At 52.7% G+C, this 17,826-nt stretch carries 16 protein-coding genes; 15 read left to right on the plus strand and 1 reads right to left on the minus strand.

Translation table 11 applies throughout. From position 1 onward, the window contains the following. The first annotated feature begins 21 nt into the window (after window positions 1–21). The 3 genes from rpoD (at window position 22) to MCJ35_RS05135 (ending at window position 2,435) form a co-directional block, all read left to right on the plus strand. Window positions 22–1,167, plus strand: coding sequence for an RNA polymerase sigma factor RpoD (gene rpoD / locus MCJ35_RS05125; protein WP_007870074.1), 1,146 nt, complete (start codon window positions 22–24; stop codon window positions 1,165–1,167). Window positions 1,168–1,297: 130 nt separating this feature from the next. Next, window positions 1,298–1,963: an epoxyqueuosine reductase QueH gene (locus tag MCJ35_RS05130; RefSeq protein ID WP_025482640.1), complete on the plus strand. Its 666-nt coding sequence runs from the start codon at window positions 1,298–1,300 to the stop codon at window positions 1,961–1,963. Window positions 1,964–2,168: 205 nt separating this feature from the next. Beyond that, on the plus strand, window positions 2,169–2,435 hold the full coding sequence (locus MCJ35_RS05135; RefSeq protein WP_008722810.1) for an HPr family phosphocarrier protein: 267 nt from the start codon (window positions 2,169–2,171) through the stop codon (window positions 2,433–2,435). Between the two features lie 208 nt (window positions 2,436–2,643). Here the strand turns inward: MCJ35_RS05135 and MCJ35_RS05140 are convergent, their stop codons facing one another. After that, window positions 2,644–3,186 carry an AAA family ATPase gene (locus MCJ35_RS05140; RefSeq protein ID WP_025482639.1) on the minus strand — a complete coding sequence of 181 codons (543 nt, stop codon included), beginning with the start codon at window positions 3,184–3,186 and terminating at the stop codon, window positions 2,644–2,646. Window positions 3,187–3,539: 353 nt separating this feature from the next. Between MCJ35_RS05140 and gltB the strand changes: the two genes are divergently transcribed. The 12 genes from gltB to alsB all read left to right on the plus strand — a co-directional run bounded on the left by gltB (window position 3,540) and on the right by alsB (window position 17,771). Continuing rightward, window positions 3,540–8,081: a glutamate synthase large subunit gene (gltB, locus tag MCJ35_RS05145; RefSeq protein ID WP_008722819.1), complete on the plus strand. Its 4,542-nt coding sequence runs from the start codon at window positions 3,540–3,542 to the stop codon at window positions 8,079–8,081. Between the two features lie 14 nt (window positions 8,082–8,095). Next, on the plus strand, window positions 8,096–9,583 hold the full coding sequence (locus MCJ35_RS05150; RefSeq protein ID WP_025482638.1) for a glutamate synthase subunit beta: 1,488 nt from the start codon (window positions 8,096–8,098) through the stop codon (window positions 9,581–9,583). A 1-nt stretch (window position 9,584) separates the two neighbouring features. Next, a complete protein-coding gene (locus MCJ35_RS32515) occupies window positions 9,585–9,677 on the plus strand; it encodes a DUF6783 domain-containing protein (protein ID WP_488473291.1) in 93 nt (30 codons plus the stop codon). After that, window positions 9,678–9,758 carry a DUF6783 domain-containing protein gene (locus MCJ35_RS31930; RefSeq protein ID WP_353656110.1) on the plus strand — a complete coding sequence of 27 codons (81 nt, stop codon included), beginning with the start codon at window positions 9,678–9,680 and terminating at the stop codon, window positions 9,756–9,758. A gap of 13 nt (window positions 9,759–9,771) precedes the next feature. After that, window positions 9,772–9,978 carry a hypothetical protein gene (locus MCJ35_RS05155; RefSeq protein WP_025482636.1) on the plus strand — a complete coding sequence of 69 codons (207 nt, stop codon included), beginning with the start codon at window positions 9,772–9,774 and terminating at the stop codon, window positions 9,976–9,978. Window positions 9,979–10,087: 109 nt separating this feature from the next. Continuing rightward, the gene (locus MCJ35_RS05160; protein WP_008722823.1) at window positions 10,088–11,086 is read left to right on the plus strand and encodes a LacI family DNA-binding transcriptional regulator; all 999 of its coding nucleotides are present in this window, start codon (window positions 10,088–10,090) and stop codon (window positions 11,084–11,086) included. A 297-nt stretch (window positions 11,087–11,383) separates the two neighbouring features. Next, window positions 11,384–12,382 carry a LacI family DNA-binding transcriptional regulator gene (locus MCJ35_RS05165; protein ID WP_008722824.1) on the plus strand — a complete coding sequence of 333 codons (999 nt, stop codon included), beginning with the start codon at window positions 11,384–11,386 and terminating at the stop codon, window positions 12,380–12,382. An 84-nt stretch (window positions 12,383–12,466) separates the two neighbouring features. Then, window positions 12,467–13,987, plus strand: coding sequence for a sugar ABC transporter ATP-binding protein (locus tag MCJ35_RS05170; RefSeq protein WP_008722825.1), 1,521 nt, complete (start codon window positions 12,467–12,469; stop codon window positions 13,985–13,987). A gap of 17 nt (window positions 13,988–14,004) precedes the next feature. Then, a complete protein-coding gene (gene alsC, locus MCJ35_RS05175; protein ID WP_008722826.1) occupies window positions 14,005–14,973 on the plus strand; it encodes a D-allose ABC transporter permease in 969 nt (322 codons plus the stop codon). A gap of 16 nt (window positions 14,974–14,989) precedes the next feature. Further along, a complete protein-coding gene (gene alsE, locus MCJ35_RS05180; RefSeq protein ID WP_008722827.1) occupies window positions 14,990–15,667 on the plus strand; it encodes a D-allulose 6-phosphate 3-epimerase in 678 nt (225 codons plus the stop codon). 12 nt (window positions 15,668–15,679) lie between these two features. Further along, on the plus strand, window positions 15,680–16,591 hold the full coding sequence (gene alsK, locus MCJ35_RS05185) for an allose kinase (RefSeq protein ID WP_025482634.1): 912 nt from the start codon (window positions 15,680–15,682) through the stop codon (window positions 16,589–16,591). Between the two features lie 109 nt (window positions 16,592–16,700). After that, window positions 16,701–17,771 (plus strand): D-allose transporter substrate-binding protein, encoded by a 1,071-nt coding sequence (gene alsB, locus MCJ35_RS05190; RefSeq protein ID WP_025482633.1) that lies wholly within the window; start codon window positions 16,701–16,703, stop codon window positions 17,769–17,771. The last annotated feature ends 55 nt before the right edge of the window (window positions 17,772–17,826 follow it).

The raw sequence follows: 17,826 nt of genomic DNA on the forward strand, positions 1-17,826 counted from the left end.
TAAGCGAAAGGACGTTTATCAGTGGAAAAGGACGATTTTTTAAAGAAGCTGGAAAAGCTGGTCGAACATGCAAAATCCAAGCACAACACGCTGGATGCAGGGGAGATTAATGATTTTTTTACCGGGGATAACCTGTCACCGGAACAGATGGACCAAATTTACAGTTACCTGGAGAACCGTAATATTGACGTTGTTCCCGTACTGGACGAAGCGATGCTTACCGAGGACACTGTTCTGCTTGATGACATTGATTTAGACCTGGATTTAGACGACGACAGCTTCATTAAAGATGCAGAAGAGGAAGAAATCGACCTGGATGCAGTGGATCTGTTGGAGGGTATCGGTACAGAAGACCCGGTCCGCATGTATCTCAAAGAAATCGGCACAGTGCCCCTTCTTACGGCAGACGAGGAATTAAACCTGGCCCAGCGCAAGGCTGACGGCGATGATTATGCCAAGGAGAGGCTTATCGAGGCCAACTTACGTCTTGTGGTCAGCATTGCAAAGCGTTATACCGGCAGAGGGATGAGTTTCCTGGATCTGGTCCAGGAAGGCAATCTGGGCCTGATTAAGGGCGTGGAAAAATTTGACTATACAAAAGGTTATAAGCTAAGTACATATGCAACATGGTGGATCCGCCAGTCGGTTACAAGGGCATTGGCAGATCAGGCGAGGACCATCCGCGTACCAGTGCATATGGTTGAGACGATTAATAAGATGTCCAAGATGCAGAGGAAGCTTACCCTGGAACTTGGCTATGAGCCGTCGGTGACAGAGCTGGCAGAGGCTCTGGACATGACCGAGGACAAGGTTATGGAAATCATGCAGATTGCCAGGGAACCGGCATCACTGGAGACACCGATTGGTGAAGAGGATGATTCCAACCTGGGCGATTTTGTGGCTGACAATAATGTGGTGACACCGGAAGGCAACGTGGAATCCGTCATGCTCCGCGAGCATATCGATGCACTTCTGGGCGATCTTAAGGAGAGGGAGCGCCAGGTCATTGTACTCAGGTTCGGACTGGAGGACGGGCATCCCCGTACCCTGGAGGAAGTGGGCAAGGAGTTCAATGTTACCAGGGAGCGTATCCGCCAGATTGAGGCCAAGGCATTGCGCAAGCTGCGCAATCCGGTCAGAAGCAAGAGAATCAGGGATTTCCTGTAATTGATAGGTAGGTCAGGGTGGAGAGGTCGTTTGGCAGGCGGCCTCTTTTTCTGGTGTACGCGTACTTTGCAGGTTTGTCTGGATGTGTTCCGGGGGAGCGGAACCGGATTAAGTCATAAGGAGGCCAGGGATGGCGCAGGACGGTCAGAAACGGAATTATCAAAAAGAGATGGAAGGGCTGATGGAAGGATTTAAGCGGGAAGGGAAAAGGCCCAGCCTGCTGCTGCACAGCTGCTGTGCGCCGTGCAGCAGCTATGTCCTGGAATACCTGTCCCAATACTTTGATATCACGGTGTATTACTATAATCCCAACATTGCCCCGGAAAAGGAGTATGAGGCACGGGTAAGGGAGCAGGAACGCCTTATAGGGGAAATGAAGGTTCCTGGTCCGGTCCGGTTCATGGCAGGGGAATATGTGCCGGAAGATTTTTACGCGGCTGTCAAAGGGTATGAGAAGGTGCCGGAGGGCGGGGAGCGCTGTGTTAAGTGCTTTGAGCTGCGCCTGGAACATGCTGCCGTAATGGCAAAGGAAGGCGGTTATGACTATTTTACCACCACCCTTTCCATCAGCCCCATGAAAAATGCAGCCAGGCTTAATGAAATCGGCCAGAGGATGTCGGCCCTATATGGCGTGCCATATCTGGTATCTGATTTTAAGAAGAAAAACGGATACAAGCGTTCCGTGGAGCTGTCAGGGGAATATGGCCTTTACCGCCAGGATTACTGTGGCTGCGTGTATTCCCAGGCAGAGGCCAGGGCGCGCAGGGAAGCGGCAGAGGCGTCCGGCCGTTCTTGATCCGTCCGTATGGAAAGCAGGTTACAGGCGTCTTCTGGATTGTGAAAAAGTTGCTTAGGATTTTCCCGATTAACTTGACATAGACAGGCAGATGTAATAGAATCTTTCATAGGAGACATTGCGCAAGACGGTGTCCTGGGAGTATGTCCGTATCATGGGATATTCTTTCAAATGAGTATAAAATAGTGAATAAGGAGAGTGTATTATGATCAGTAAAACATTAACAGTTATTAATCCATCCGGTTTACACTTAAGACCAGCAGGAGTCCTGTCCCAGACAGCCATGAAGTTCAAGAGCGATATTACGATTGAGTGTGGGGAGAAGAAAATCATCGCTAAGAGCGTACTGAATGTTATGGCAGCCGGTATTAAGAGCGGAACTGAGATTAATCTGATCTGCGATGGCGAGGACGAAGAAGAGGCTATGAAGACCCTGACCGAGGCAATTGAGAGCGGACTGGGTGAGATGTAAGCTTAGATGTAGGATTATTTTGAAGGTTATATTTAGGATTATATATTACTGCGGTATGGCATTGAATCTGCCATACCGCTTTTTCTATTGGGTTCTTTTGGTGAAATGTCCGATGCATGGTCAGATACACTTCCTGGACGCTGTATTGCCACGGTTCCTGCTGCCTGTCATTTCCTGAGAAAACAAGGCGAGGATAAAACATCTGATGTCAGTTGCATTTAATTGCTTGAAGTACGGACTCCACGCTTCTGTCCAACTCAAGGTTCTCTATCCTGAGTACCGGACATGTAACTGTTTTCAGCCACGCCTCATGTTTGGCCAGGCTTCTTCCGGACCTGCTTCCTGAATCATAGGAGGATGCCCACTCTATGAATTCGGCAGAGGCCTGGTGCCTGCTGTTTCCGGGCAGGATTGCATCGCCGTACCGCTCTGCTTCCCGTCTTTTTAGCCGTTCTATCCGTATGTCCGCGGGAACGTGTACAAATACAACCAAATCAAATATAGATGCCAGTTCATCATACCACCCGGTCACGGAGCCGCTGAGCACCCAATGGGGGCTGCTGTTTAAATCGCGGTCCATCAGGGCCGCGTAATCCTCGTGTCTGCGCGTGACTGTAAAAGGGGCCTGGGTGGGCAACCAGAAATAGCTGTCCGAGTCAAAATGGCTGTAGCCTGTGTGTTCACATACTTTTTCTGCAATCGTCGTGGTGCCTGAGCCGGAGGCGCCGAATATGTGGATGTGCTTTTTCATAAGTCCCTCTTTTGTGGTGCGGATGCTGAAAATGTCAGGTTTCTGTGTATACGTAACGATATAAGTATATCACAGATGTAGGGAATATGTATGAAAAGTCCATTGAAAATGCATGGAAATAAAGTGATGGATATGTATGCACAAAAATGAAAATTCTATTATAATGATAAAATATGACAGATAATATAACATGGGAAATATTAGTTATCGAATTATCTGACAATTACAGATAAAAACTTATTTACAAAAAGAAAAAATTGTAGTATCATCACCACTATAAAAAACAGGCGGAAGTTCCCCCAGGATATGTCCCCCCAGACACTCCCTTCCGCCAAAAGAAAGGAAGTATGCTTATGGATTCCAAACAGAAACAACCAGGACTGTACGACCCGCGTTTTGAGCATGACAACTGCGGAATCGGGGCGGTTGCCAACATCAAAGGCATCAAGACCCATGAGACAGTCAATCAGGCACTCCACATCGTGGAGAATCTGGAGCACAGGGCCGGCAAGGACGCCGAGGGCAAGACCGGCGACGGCGTTGGCATCATGCTTCAGATTTCCCACCGCTTTTTTGAAAAGGTGACACAGCCTCTGGGCATCCATATCGGTGGCGAGAGGGAGTATGGCGTGGGTATGTTCTTCTTTCCCCAGGATGAGCTTGCCCGCAACCAGGCGATGAAGATGTTCGAAATCATCGTGAAGAAGGAAGGCCTTGCTTTCCTGGGATGGAGGGTAGTCCCCACTACCCCGGATATCCTGGGAGAGAGGGCCGTGGAAGTGATGCCATATATTGCCCAGGGCTTTGTGGCCAAACCCGCCCAGGTAAAGCCTGGCCTGGATTTTGACAGGAAGCTGTATGTGGTGCGCCGGGTGTTTGAACAGAGCAACGAGGATACATATGTGGTTTCCCTGAGCAGCCGTACCATTGTGTATAAGGGAATGTTCCTGGTGGGAGAGTTAAGACGGTTTTTCGCGGACCTTCAGGATGAGGATTACAGGTCTGCCATTGCCATTGTCCATTCCAGGTTCAGCACCAATACAAACCCCAGCTGGATGCGCGCCCATCCATACCGATTTATCGTGCATAACGGTGAAATCAACACCATCCGGGGCAATGCGGATAAGATGGCTGCACGTGAGGAAAACATGGAGTCGGAGTATTTTAAGTATGACATGCACAAGGTGCTGCCCATCATCAGCCAGGAAGGCTCTGACTCGGCCATGCTTGACAATGCGCTGGAATTCATGGTGATGAGCGGCATGGACCTGGCCCTGGCCGTGATGGTTACCATTCCGGCACCCTGGGAGTATGACAAGTACATGGACGGCGAGATTAAGGATTTTTACCGCTACTACGCAACCATGATGGAACCATGGGACGGCCCGGCCTCCATCCTGTTTACGGACGGGGATGTGCTGGGCGCGGTGCTTGACAGGAATGGCCTTCGTCCTTCCAGGTATTATATTACGGAGGATGGGTATATGATCCTTGCCTCAGAGGTGGGGGCCATTGACATTGACCAGACAAAGGTGGTGAGGAAGGACCGCCTCCGTCCCGGGAAAATGCTTCTGGTGGACACAAAAAAGGGCGAGCTGGTGGATGACGAACACCTGAAGCATTATTATGCGTCCCGCAAGCCTTACGGCGAGTGGCTGGATTCCAACCTGATTGACATTAAGGAGCTGTCCGTGCCCAATAAGGGCGTGCCTGCCATGGAGGAGGAACAGCGCCTGAAGCTGCAGAAAACCTATGGCTACACATATGAGCAGTATAAGACCATGATCCTGCCCATGGCGCTCAACGGGGCGGAGGCGGTGTCGGCCATGGGTGTGGACAGTCCCCTGGCAGTCCTGTCAGCCAAGCACCAGCCCCTGTTTAATTACTTTAAGCAGCTGTTTGCCCAGGTTACCAATCCGCCCATTGATGCAATCCGGGAGGAAATCGTGACCTCCACCACCGTGTATGTGGGCGAGGAGGGCAATATCCTGGAGGAAGCGCCTGAGAACTGCAAGATCCTCAAGGTGGAGAACCCCATCCTCACGGAAACAGACCTGCTTAAGATCAAGAACATGAAAAAGCCTGGCTTCAAGGTAGAGGAAATCCCCATCACCTACTACAAGAACACGTCCCTGGAAAGGGCCATTGACCGCCTGTTCCTGGAGGTGGACCGTGCCCATAAGGACGGGGCCAACATCATCATCCTGTCCGACCGGGATATTGATGAGAACCACGTGCCCATCCCCTCCCTTCTTGCGGTATCAGCCCTCCAGCAGTACCTGGTAAGGACCAAGAAGCGCACCAGTGTTGCCCTTATACTGGAGAGCGGGGAGCCAAGGGAGGTCCATCATTTTGCAACCCTTCTGGGATACGGCGCATGCGCCATCAACCCTTATCTTGCCCATGAATCCATCCGCTCCCTGATCCAATCGGGAATGCTTGATAAGGACTATTATGCGGCGGTTATGGACTATGATATGGCGGTGCTTCACGGTATCGTGAAGATTGCTTCCAAGATGGGGATTTCCACCATCCAGTCCTATCAGGGCGCCCAGATTTTTGAGGCCATCGGCATTTCCAGGGAAGTGGTGGACAAATATTTCACCAACACGGTCAGCCGCGTGGGCGGCATTACCCTGGAGGATATTGCAAGCGATGTGGATACCCTTCATTCATCTGCATTTGACCCACTGGGACTGGATGTGGACCTGACCCTGGACAGCGTGGGAAGCCACAAGTCGCGTTCAGGCCAGGAGGAGCATCTGTATAATCCCCTTACCATCCATCTGCTCCAGGAAGCCGCCAGGACCGGAAGTTATGACACCTTTAAGGAATATACGGCCGAGGTGGACAGGGATGACAAGACATACCATCTGCGCTCCCTGATGGATTTTAAGTTTCCCGGGGACGGGGGGATTCCCCTGGACGAGGTGGAGGGCGTGGACTCCATTGTGACCCGTTTTAAGACAGGCGCCATGTCCTATGGCTCCATTTCCCAGGAGGCCCATGAGTGCCTGGCGGTTGCCATGAACCGGATCCACGGCAAGTCCAACACGGGCGAGGGCGGAGAGAGCTTGGAGCGTCTGGCGTCTGGCCAGGGAAAGAATAACAGATGTTCCGCCATCAAACAGGTGGCTTCGGGACGGTTCGGGGTCACCAGCCGGTACCTGGTGAGCGCGCAGGAAATCCAGATTAAGATGGCCCAGGGCGCCAAGCCGGGCGAGGGCGGGCAGCTGCCCGGCAAGAAGGTGTATCCGTGGGTGGCAAAGACAAGGCATTCAACCACGGGCGTCAGCCTGATATCGCCGCCGCCCCATCATGACATATATTCCATAGAGGATCTGGCCCAGCTGATATATGATTTGAAGAATTCCAACACAAAGGCCAGGATATCCGTTAAGCTGGTGTCTGAGGCAGGGGTTGGGACAGTGGCCGCGGGCGTGGCCAAGGCAGGGGCCCAGGTCATCCTGATTTCCTCTTATGACGGCGGGACCGGGGCGGCCCCCAGGAATTCCATCTATAATGCAGGTCTTCCATGGGAACTGGGCGTGGCGGAAGCACACCAGTCCCTGATCATGAACGGCCTGCGCGATAAGGTAATCCTTGAGACGGACGGTAAGCTGATGACAGGCAGGGACGTTGCCATTGCCTGTATGCTGGGCGCGGAGGAGTTCGGTTTTGCCACGGCTCCCCTTGTGACCATGGGCTGCGTGATGATGCGCGTGTGCAACCTGGATACCTGCCCCATGGGGATTGCGACCCAGAACCCGGAGCTGCGTAAGCGTTTTAAAGGCAAACCGGAGTATGTCATCCATTTCATGAAGTTCATTGCAGAGGAACTGCGGGAATACATGGCTGCCCTGGGCGTGCGCACCGTGGATGAGCTGGTGGGACGCACGGACCTTCTGTGCACCAAGGATGGGACGCCCTGCGGCCGCGGCAGGAAGGTGGACTTAAGCCGTATCCTGGATAATCCTTATGCAGGGCAGAAGGTGGCAGGATACCATGAGAAGCAGGCCTTTGACTTTAAGCTGGAGGACACCATTGATGAACAGGTTTTCTTGAAAAAGCTGAAAAGCGCCCTTGGCAGCGGGCAGAAAAAGAGCGTCCAGGTGGATGTCTCCAATGTGAACCGTACCCTTGGGACCATTTTTGGCTCGGAAATCACCAGGAAGTACCCGGAAGGGCTTGATGAGGATACATTTACCATCAGCTGCAACGGAAGCGGCGGACAGAGTTTTGGAGCCTTCATACCGAAGGGACTTACCCTGGAGCTGGTGGGGGATTCCAACGATTACTTCGGAAAGGGGCTGTCCGGCGGCAAGCTGGTGGTGTACCCGCCGACCGGCGTCCAGTTCAGGGCCGAGGACAACATCATCATTGGAAATGTGGCCCTGTACGGGGCAACCAGCGGCAAGGCGTTCATTAACGGGATTGCAGGCGAACGGTTCTGCGTGCGCAATTCCGGGGCCACCGCTGTGGTGGAAGGCGTGGGGGACCATGGCTGTGAGTATATGACAGGCGGATGCGTGGTGGTGCTTGGAACCACGGGCAAGAACTTTGCAGCCGGTATGAGCGGCGGGATTGCCTATGTGCTGGATGAGGAGCGCAGCCTGTATAAACGGTTAAACAAGGAGCTTGTATCCTTTGAGGAAGTGACGAATAAATACGATGTACTGGAACTTAAGGGACTGATCCAGGAGCATGTGGCGTATACCAATTCAGAGAAGGGCAAGCGTATACTGGACCATTTCAGCGAATACCTCCCCAGGTTCAAACGGATTGTTCCCCATGATTACCGCCGCATGATGAATGCAATCGTGCAGATGGAAGAAAAGGGATTAAACAGTGAACAGGCGCAGATTGAGGCATTTTATGCCAATGTCAGAGGATAAGGAGGTGGGACATCATGGGAAAAATGACAGGATTTTTAGATTATGAACGGGAAGTAAGCGCTGAAGAAGCTGCCAGGGACAGGATAAAAAACTGGAATGAGTTCCATATTCCCTTAAGCGAGGAGGAACAGAGGAAACAGGGCGCGCGGTGTATGGAATGCGGCGTTCCCTTTTGCCAGTCTGGCGTCATGATGAAGGGGATGGTAAGCGGATGCCCGCTTAACAACCTGATTCCTGAGTGGAATGACCTGGTCTATACAGGCAACTGGCAGGAGGCATTTAACAGGCTTAAAAAGACCAACAGTTTCCCGGAATTCACGTCCAGGGTCTGCCCGGCCCCCTGCGAAGCCGCCTGTACCTGCGGCCTGAACGGGGACCCGGTGACGGTAAAGGAAAATGAACGGGCCATCATTGAGAAGGCCTACGATATGGGGTATGCCCTGCCAAAGCCGCCCTCCATCCGCACCGGTAAGAAGGTTGCTGTGATTGGCTCCGGTCCGGCCGGGCTGGCAGCTGCCGACCAGCTGAATAAAAGGGGCCACTCGGTGACCGTGTTTGAACGCAGCGACCGGGTGGGAGGCCTTATGATGTATGGAATCCCCAATATGAAGCTGGAAAAATGGGTGATTGAGCGCAAGGTGGAGGTGATGAGGGCGGAAGGCATTACCTTCATCACCGGGGCAAATGTGGGAAAGAATTATAAGGTGAACCGGATCATGAAGGAATATGACCGTGTCATCCTGGCCTGCGGGGCATCCAATCCCAGGGATATAGACGTGCCGGGAAGGGACGCCCAGGGGATTTATTATGCGGTGGACTTCCTGAAGGCTACCACCAGGAGCCTCATGGATTCACACCTGGAGGACGGGAACTATATCACGGCCAGGGATAAGCATGTGGTTGTCATCGGCGGCGGGGACACGGGCAATGACTGTGTGGGTACCTCCATCCGCCACGGCTGCGCATCCGTGACCCAGCTGGAAATGATGCCAAAGCCCCCTGTGAAACGGGCGGATGACAACACATGGCCGGAGTGGCCTAAGGTCCTTAAGACTGACTACGGACAGGAAGAGGCAATCTGTGTGTTCGGCGATGACCCAAGGGTTTACCAGACAACGGTGAAGGAGTTTGTGAAGGATGCAGAGGGCCGGGTGTGCAAGGCTGTTATCTGTGACCTTGTGCCGAGAAAGGATGAGGGGAGCGGCCGGACCTTCATGGCACCGGTGGATGGCAGCGAGCGGGAAATCCCTGCGGACCTGGTGCTTATCGCTGCCGGGTTCCTGGGAAGCGAGACATATGTGGCGGACGCATTTGGCGTGGAGCTGGATGGGCGTTCCAATGTGGCTGTGAAAGACGGTTCTTACCAGACCAATGTGGACCGGGTGTTTGCGGCGGGCGACATGCACCGGGGCCAGTCCCTGGTGGTATGGGCCATCAGGGAAGGGCGCGAGGTGGCGAAGGCCGTGGATAAGAGCCTGATGGGGTATTCCAACCTGGCTTAGGGTGTGTTTGGAAATTGCTTTCCGTCAGCTGTGCGTCCCACTTTGTGGGAGATTTGGCACAAATGAAGGGCGTATAGCGGGCTATGTAACCTGAATTTGGGCCAAATATGCCGCGAAGTGGGGCACGCAGATGGCGGGACTGGATTTTAAAACACGCCCTGGGACGTGGCCCTGACAGTGGTATTCAGATGGATTGGTTGGCGCCCGGCGGCGGGGATTATCTGCGTCATGGAAATGGCGGGGATGGTTCCTTGCCGCCGGGCGTTTTCCTGTCCGATATCCTTTGTCCGGTATCCTTTGTCCGGTATCTTCTCATCCGGTATCCAGTGAATCCGGGGTTCTTAATATCCCCGGCTTTTCATTCTGTCATATGCAGGGAAGAACGGCTGCCCTGACAGATGTTCCGGCGCGGGAGCGGGAACTTGACTTGACATGTCTTGAAACCGCATTATAATTAATAGGAGAAAGTAAAGTACGCTGAGTGTGTAGGAATGTGAGGGAAGTATGGAAGGCAATAAACGGGTATCCATTATAGATGTGGCAAAAAAGGCAGGGGTTTCCATAGCAACTGTCTCAAGGGTCATTAACAGGAACGGTGGGTATTCCAAGGAGACGGAGGAGCGGGTCAGGAGGACCATAGAGGAATGCGGCTTTACTCCCAACGTCAATGCCATTGGTCTGAGGACCAACCGCAGCAACAGCATAGGCGTGATCGTGCCTGATATCACCAATGAGTTTTTTGCCAGGATCATACGGGAACTGGATGCATTCCTGCTCAGCAGGCGCTATTCCCTCCTGGTGTGCAATTCCAATGAGGATTATATGCTGGAGAACATGCATATTAAGGGTCTGGCGGAAAAGCATGTGGACGGGATCATATATATATCCGGTCAGAATGAAATCAAGAAGATGAATGAGATTAAGGGCCTGCCCATCGTGTATATAGACAGGGCGCCTAAGAATGCGGAGGTGCTGATCCTGTCGGATAATGAGACCGGGGGATACCTGGCGGGCCGTGAACTGATACAGAAGGGATGCAGGCGGATCCTGTTCCTGAGGGATATCCGTTACGCCTCCACTGTGCGCAGCCGTAAGGAAGGATTTGTGAGGGCGCTTCAGGAAAAGGGAATGGCCTTCAGCGAAGAGCTGGAGATGAGCTGTTTCCCTGAATATGCAGAGGCCAGGGTTGTGCTGGAACGGCTTCTCAAGGAAAAGGGATGCTTTTTTGACGGCATATTCGCAACCAATGACATGATGGCCCTGGCCTGTGTCAATGTCCTGACGGAGAATCAGATTAAGGTGCCGGGCCAGGTTAAGGTGGTGGGGTTTGATAACATTTCCCTGACCCAGTTCACAAGCCCCCAGATAACCACGGTTGCCCAGGACACAAAGGAGCTGGCCATCCATGCGGCGGATACCATTTTGAAGATGATAGAGGATGAGGAGATAAAGCAGAAGAGGACAATCATACCGGTCAGGCTGGTTGTGAGGGAAACAACCTGACGGAAGTGCGGCAGGGACAAGGCGGCTGGGACATAGCGGTTGGGACAAGGTAGCTGGGATATGGCGGCTAGGAAATAGTGGTGAGTACTGGAAAACCTTTTCATTACGGTGAAAGGGTTTTTTATTTTACGTAAAGAGTAAACGTTTACCAATTATAATATAAAATATGCACAAAAAATATAGTAAAAAATCGTTAAAATAGCAGAAATAAACATTTATACTTGACTTTTTATACGTAAAGGTTTACTATACAGTCACGAGATACGAAAACCTTTACGTAAAGCAAGGAGGCCTGCCATGGATGGTAATGCGAAGCTCTCTATTGTGGACGTGGCAAAACGTGCAGGGGTTTCAACCGCAACGGTTTCACGGGTCATCAACCATAACGGGGGATACTCCAGGGAGACGGAAGAAAAGGTGCGCCGGACCATTGAGGAGTGCGGGTTCACCCCCAATGCCAATGCCATCGGCTTAAGGACCAACAAGAGCAGATGCATCGGGGTGATTGTGCCGGATGTGACCAATGAGTTTTTTGCCAAAATCATCCAGGAGCTGGATTTCTATCTGCTGAAGCATGGGTATTCTCTTCTGATTTGCAATTCCAATGAGGATTATGAGCTGGAAAACATGCACATCAAGGGGCTGATAGAAAAACACATTGACGGGATTGTATACATATCAGGACAGAATGAAATCAAGAACATCAATGAAATCAAGCATATACCCGTGGTCTACATTGACCGCGCCCCGCTCAATGCCAGGATGCTGATCCTGTCGGATAACCAGGAGGGAGGCTACCTGGCCACTAAGGAGATGATTGACAAGGGCTGCAGACGGATCCTCCTGCTTCGGGACGTCCGGTGCGCCTCGACCATCCGGTACCGCAAAGAGGGATACATAAGGGCTTTGAAAGAAAACGGCATCCCCTACAGGGAGGAACTGGAGGTCAGCTGCTTCCCGGATTATGCGGAGGCAAGGAAGGTGATGGATCGGCTGGTCCGCTCCGGCGGCTGTTACTTTGACGGCATATTTGCCACCAATGACATGATGGCCCTGGCCTGTATCAATGTGCTGATGGAAGCAGGGATTAAGATACCGGAGCAGGTTAAGGTGGTGGGATATGACAATGTTTCCGTCACCAGGTTCACCAGCCCTCAGATAACCACCATTACACAGGATACGAGACAGATGGCAATTGCGGCCGGCAGGACCATACTGAGGATGATACAGAAAAAGGAAATCAGCGAGAAGCGGACCATCATCCCGGTGAAGCTGGAGGTGAGGGGGACTACCTGATAGTCCGTGTGCGGACTGCCGGTACTGGTCTATCAACCGGTTCTGCGGTTCCCGGTACAACATAAGGGGAAAAGAGGAGGATTTATGGAGACATTAGTAAAAATGGAAGGAGTCACGAAGGTGTTTCCCGGAGTCAGGGCCTTGGATAACATTTCGTTTGAAATCAAGGCAGGAGAGGTGCATGTGCTCATGGGGGAAAACGGGGCAGGGAAATCCACCCTGATGAAGATACTCAGCGGCGTATACCAGCCCACCTCAGGTAAGATTACGGTAAAGGGAAAGGAATTCACACACCTGACCCCGAAGGATTCCTATGAATGCGGCATCAGCATCATCTACCAGGAACTGAGCGTCATCAATGAGCTGTCCATCCTGGAGAACCTGTTTGTGGGAAAGCTGCCCACCAGGCGGGTGGGAGGCATCCGGGTGGTGGACTATAAGGGGATGACGGGCAGGGCCCAGGAGGTCCTTGACAAGGTGGGGTTAAAACGCAGGCCCAGCCAGCTGGTGGAGGAAATCAGCATATCCGAAAAGCAGCAGTGCGAGATTGCCAAGGCCCTCATATCCAATGCGGACGTCATCATCATGGATGAACCGACCTCTTCCCTGACAACTTCTGAGACAGCCCACCTGTTCGATATCATCCGCCAGCTGAAGGCAGAGGGCAAGGGAATCGTGTATATATCCCATAAGATGGATGAGATTAAGGAAATCGGCGATGTGATTACCGTGCTTAAGGACGGCACCTATGTGGGGACCAGGAATGTCAAGGAGATAACGCTGGATGATGTGATAAAGATGATGGTGGGACGCGAGATCAAGGGGACCTACCACAATGAGGAGATAGAGGATTTCAGCAAAGAGCCGGTCATCTTTGAAGCCAGGAACATCAACCGGAAGGACGGCAAGGTGCGGGATGTGTCCTTTCAGGTGAGGAAGGGCGAGATTGTGGGCTTTGCAGGACTTGTGGGGGCAGGGCGCAGCGAGCTTATGAACGCCCTGTTCGGGGCTGAACCAAAGCTTTCGGGACAGGTTTTCATCGGGGGCCGGGAGGTGACCATACGCTCGCCTTATGAGGCCATCAAGAACGGGCTGGCCATGGTGACGGAAAACCGCAGGGAGACGGGCTTCCTGAATAATTTCAGCATCAAACAGAACATTTCCATTGTCCCCTTCCTCAAGACATCCAGGGGAAACGGGTTGATCGGCCTGCTGGATAACAAGGCGGAAGAAGAATATGCGGCAAAACAGAAAACGGACATGAACATCAAGTGCCGGGACGTGGAGCAGAACATAACGGAACTGTCAGGAGGCAACCAGCAGAAGGTAATACTGGGAAAATGGATGGCGGCTGAATCCAGCGTCATTATCTTTGATGAACCCACAAAGGGAATTGACGTTGGAAGCAAAAGCGAGATATACGTGCTGATGCGCAGGCTGGCCAGCCAGGGAAAGGGAGTCATCATGGTGTCCTCGGAGATGCCGGAGCTGCTGTCCGTATGCGATACCATCTGTGTGTTCAGGGACGGCGAGATACGCATGACCTACGCGGTCAGGGAAGCAACAGAAGAAAAAATATTGAAATCATCAACCGGTGAAGAGTGATCAGGAGGGGAAGAACCATGAATAATCAGACGGAAGTAAAGACAAAACCAAGTTTCGGGGTGCTTTGGCAGAAATACGGCACCATGGGCATATTCCTGCTGCTGCTGGCAGTGCTTACCATTGCAAAGCCGTCCAGCATCTTCAACCCTGACAGTATCCCGCAGATACTGAAGCAGAGCGCGGTGAACATCCTGCTGGCCCTGGGCGAATTCTTTGCCATCCTCATTGCCGGTATCGACCTGTCCGTGGGCGCGGTTGCAGGGCTGGTGGGGATGCTGACAGCCATGCTGATGGTGAACGGGATCCCGGTAATCCCGGCGCTCCTGCTGGGAATCCTCATTGGCACCATGATCGGTTTCTGTAATGGGATGCTGGTGAATAAGACAGGGCTTCATCCCTTCATCATCACACTGGGCACCCAGTCCATATTCCAGGGCCTGATGCTGGTCATCTCGGATTCCAGGAACATTTACGGGTTCCCGGCATCCTTTACAAAGACCATGAGCGCCAGCATCCTCTACATACCGGTGCCTGTCATCATTGCCTTGATCGTGGCAGCCGTCTGCGCCTTCTTTACCACAAAGTGCAAGGCTGGCCGCAATATATACGCCCTTGGAGGCAATATGGAGGCGGCCTGGTACTCAGGCGTCAATGTGAATCTTCACAGGCTTCTGGTGTTCATGATTTCCGGAACCTGTTCCGGTATTGCCGGAATCGTGCTTCTGGGCCGTGTGGGCGCTGCGGCACCCACCGCAGGAACCGGATACGAGACATACGCCATTGCGGCAACCATTATCGGCGGCACCAGCTTCATGGGCGGCAAGGGTAAGATACTGGGGGTTGTGATCGGGGGCATGATTATCGGTATCATCAACTATGGCATGACGGCCCTGATGATTCCCAGCAGTTACCAGAAGATAGTGATGGGCGCCCTGATCATCATCTCGGTTGCCATCGACCATTTTGTTGCCAAGGCAAAGAACTAAACAGGAGGACAAGATTATGAAACCAATGTTTAACCCTTCCCTGATGTGCATGGACCTGCTTAACATCAAGGAACAGCTTCAGATACTGAATACAAGGGCTGATTTCTACCATGTGGATATCATGGACGGCCATTATGTAAAGAACATCACATTGTCACCGGATTTCTGCAAGGCCATCCGCCCTGTGTGTGAGATTCCCCTGGACTGCCACCTGATGGTGACGACGCCTGATGATTTTATTGAACCGCTGGCAAAGGCAGGAGTGGGTTACATATGTCCTCATGCAGAGACCATTAACGCGGACGCGTTCCGCATCGTGAATAAGATCCATTCCCTTGGATGCAAGGTGGGGGTTGTCTTAAATCCGGCTACCCCGGTGTCCTATATCCAGCATTATATCCATCTGCTGGACAAAGTAACGGTCATGACCGTGGATCCCGGCTTTGCCGGACAGCCGTTCATCCGTGAGATGCTGGACAAAATCAGTGAGCTGAAGGCCCTGAAGGAGGAAAAAGGGTACGGCTACCTCATTGAAGTGGACGGCTCCTGCAATGAAAGGACCTTCGGGGACCTGGCAAAGGCGGGGACGGAGGTATTTATCGTTGGCACATCCGGGCTTTTCAACCTGGATAAGGACCTGGCAGCTGCCTGGGATAAGATGATGGATAATTTTAATAAAGCTGTGGATCGGTAAGGTGGGGACATTATGGGACAGGTAATAGGAATTGACATCGGAGGGACGAATCTCCGTCTTGGCTGTGTGTCGGCAGACGGGCAGCTGGAGCATTTTGAAAGGAAATCAAGCGCCCCCATGCTAAAGGAAGGCGCGGTAGATGTCCTGTGCGGGGAAATCGGGGACTACATGGAACGGCATTTCCTCAACGGCTGTATAGACGCTGTCTCAGTTGGGGTCCCGTCTGCGGTCAGCAAGGACAAAAGCTTTGTGTATTCCACACCCAACCTGAAGGGGCTTGAGAATATCGACCTTGGGCATCTTCTGGAGGAAAAACTGGGAATCAGGGTGTTCGTGGACAGGGATGTGAATTATCTTCTGTGCCATGACATCAAGAAATACAACCTGGACCCGGAGCGGGATAAGACCATACTGGGCATGTATCTCGGAACCGGATTCGGCAATGCAATTTATGTCAACGGACGTTTCCACGCAGGGAAGAACGGGGTTGCGGGGGAGCTGGGACATATCCCGTTCTTCCATCTGAAGGAAACATGCCCCTGCGGAAATGTGGGCTGCGTGGAACTGCGCTGCTCCGGCGCCCATCTGCAGAGGATACGCAACCAGTATTATCCGGACACGGAAATCGGGGACATTTTCACAAAACATGGGGATGAGCCGGCCATACTTGAGTTTGTGGAGGGGCTGGCATACCCAATCAGCACGGAAGTGACCATCCTGGACCCGGATTATGTGGTCATGGGGGGCGGCGTCATGATCATGAAGGATTTCCCCATGGAATATCTGATTGAGCAGGTGAAAAAAAGGACGCGCCATCCATATCCGTCGGAGAACCTGGAATTCATATTCCCGGAGCACACCCAGACAAGCGGGGTGGCCGGAGGCGGACTGGCTGCATTTGACGCCATGAAGCGGCGGCGTTAAAGGTTTTAAGACAGTGAAAACAGCAAATCCACGTCTGTGCAGGAGGCTGGTACTGCTTCCATGCAAGGACGGGAAAATAAAAAAACATATGTATAAAGGAGAGGTAAAAATGAAGAAAAGAATGTTAGCAGCAGCACTTTCAGTGGTAATGGCAGTAGGCCTGTCAGCATGCACATCAGGCGGGAATGCCACCACGGCTGCCCCGGAGGCCAAGACAGAGGCGGCAAAAACAGAGGAAGCCAAGACAGAGGAGGCCAAGACGGAAGCGGAGGCCAAGGAAGCCGCGGCAGGTGTCAGCGATAAGAAGTATGCGGTCATCTTAAAGACCCAGGCCACTGACTTCTGGGTAAAGATGTGGAAGGGCGTGGAGGCGGAAACCGCTGTAAAGGGCGTGAAGGTGGATCTGTATTCCGCACAGAGCGAGGATGACCTGGAGGGACAGCTTACCATCCTGGAGAGCTGTATCCAGCAGGGATATGACGGAATCGCCATTGCCCCCCTCTCAGGCGTGAACGTGCTGCCTGGTATCGGGGAAGCGACGGCAAAGGGCATCACCATCGTGGATGTGGATGAGAAGTTTGACGAGACAGAGCTGGCAAACCAGGGCGGCGCATGCGTGGCATTCGTTGCAACGGATAATGTGGCGGTAGGAGCCAAGGGCGCACAGTACATTGTTGATACGGCAGGCGAGGGCGCAAAGGTGGCTATCATCGAGGGTAAGTCAGGCAACCAGTCTTCCGAGGACAGGACCCAGGGGGCAAAGCAGGCATTTACAGATGGCAAGATGGATATCATCAGCAGCCAGGCGGCTGACTGGGACCGCCAGAAGGCCATGGATATCGCCTCCACGCTGATCCAGCAGAACCCTGACTTAAAAGGCATCTACTGCTGTAACGACGGCATGGCACTTGGCGCTGTACAGGCTGTCATCAATGCCAACAAGCTGGGGGAAATCATGATTGTGGGTACGGACGGCGATGCGGAAGCAGTGTCCTCCATTGCCAACAATGAGCTCAGCGCCACGGTTGCACAGGACCCGGCTCAGATCGGCGCAACCAGCCTGGATCTTCTGATTGAGGCGGTTGAAAGCGGTAAGAAGGGCGAGGTTGGGACATTCCCGGAAAAGACACCGGTGGAGTCTGTTCTGGTTACTGCTGAAAATGCAGCTGATTTCCAATAATGATGTGAGACTGGCAGGGCTGCAGTGGTAACTGCGGCCCTGCGCGTATGTACGG

This window comes from Enterocloster sp. OA13 (assembly GCF_022440595.1).
GTDB lineage: Bacteria > Bacillota > Clostridia > Lachnospirales > Lachnospiraceae > Enterocloster > Enterocloster hominis.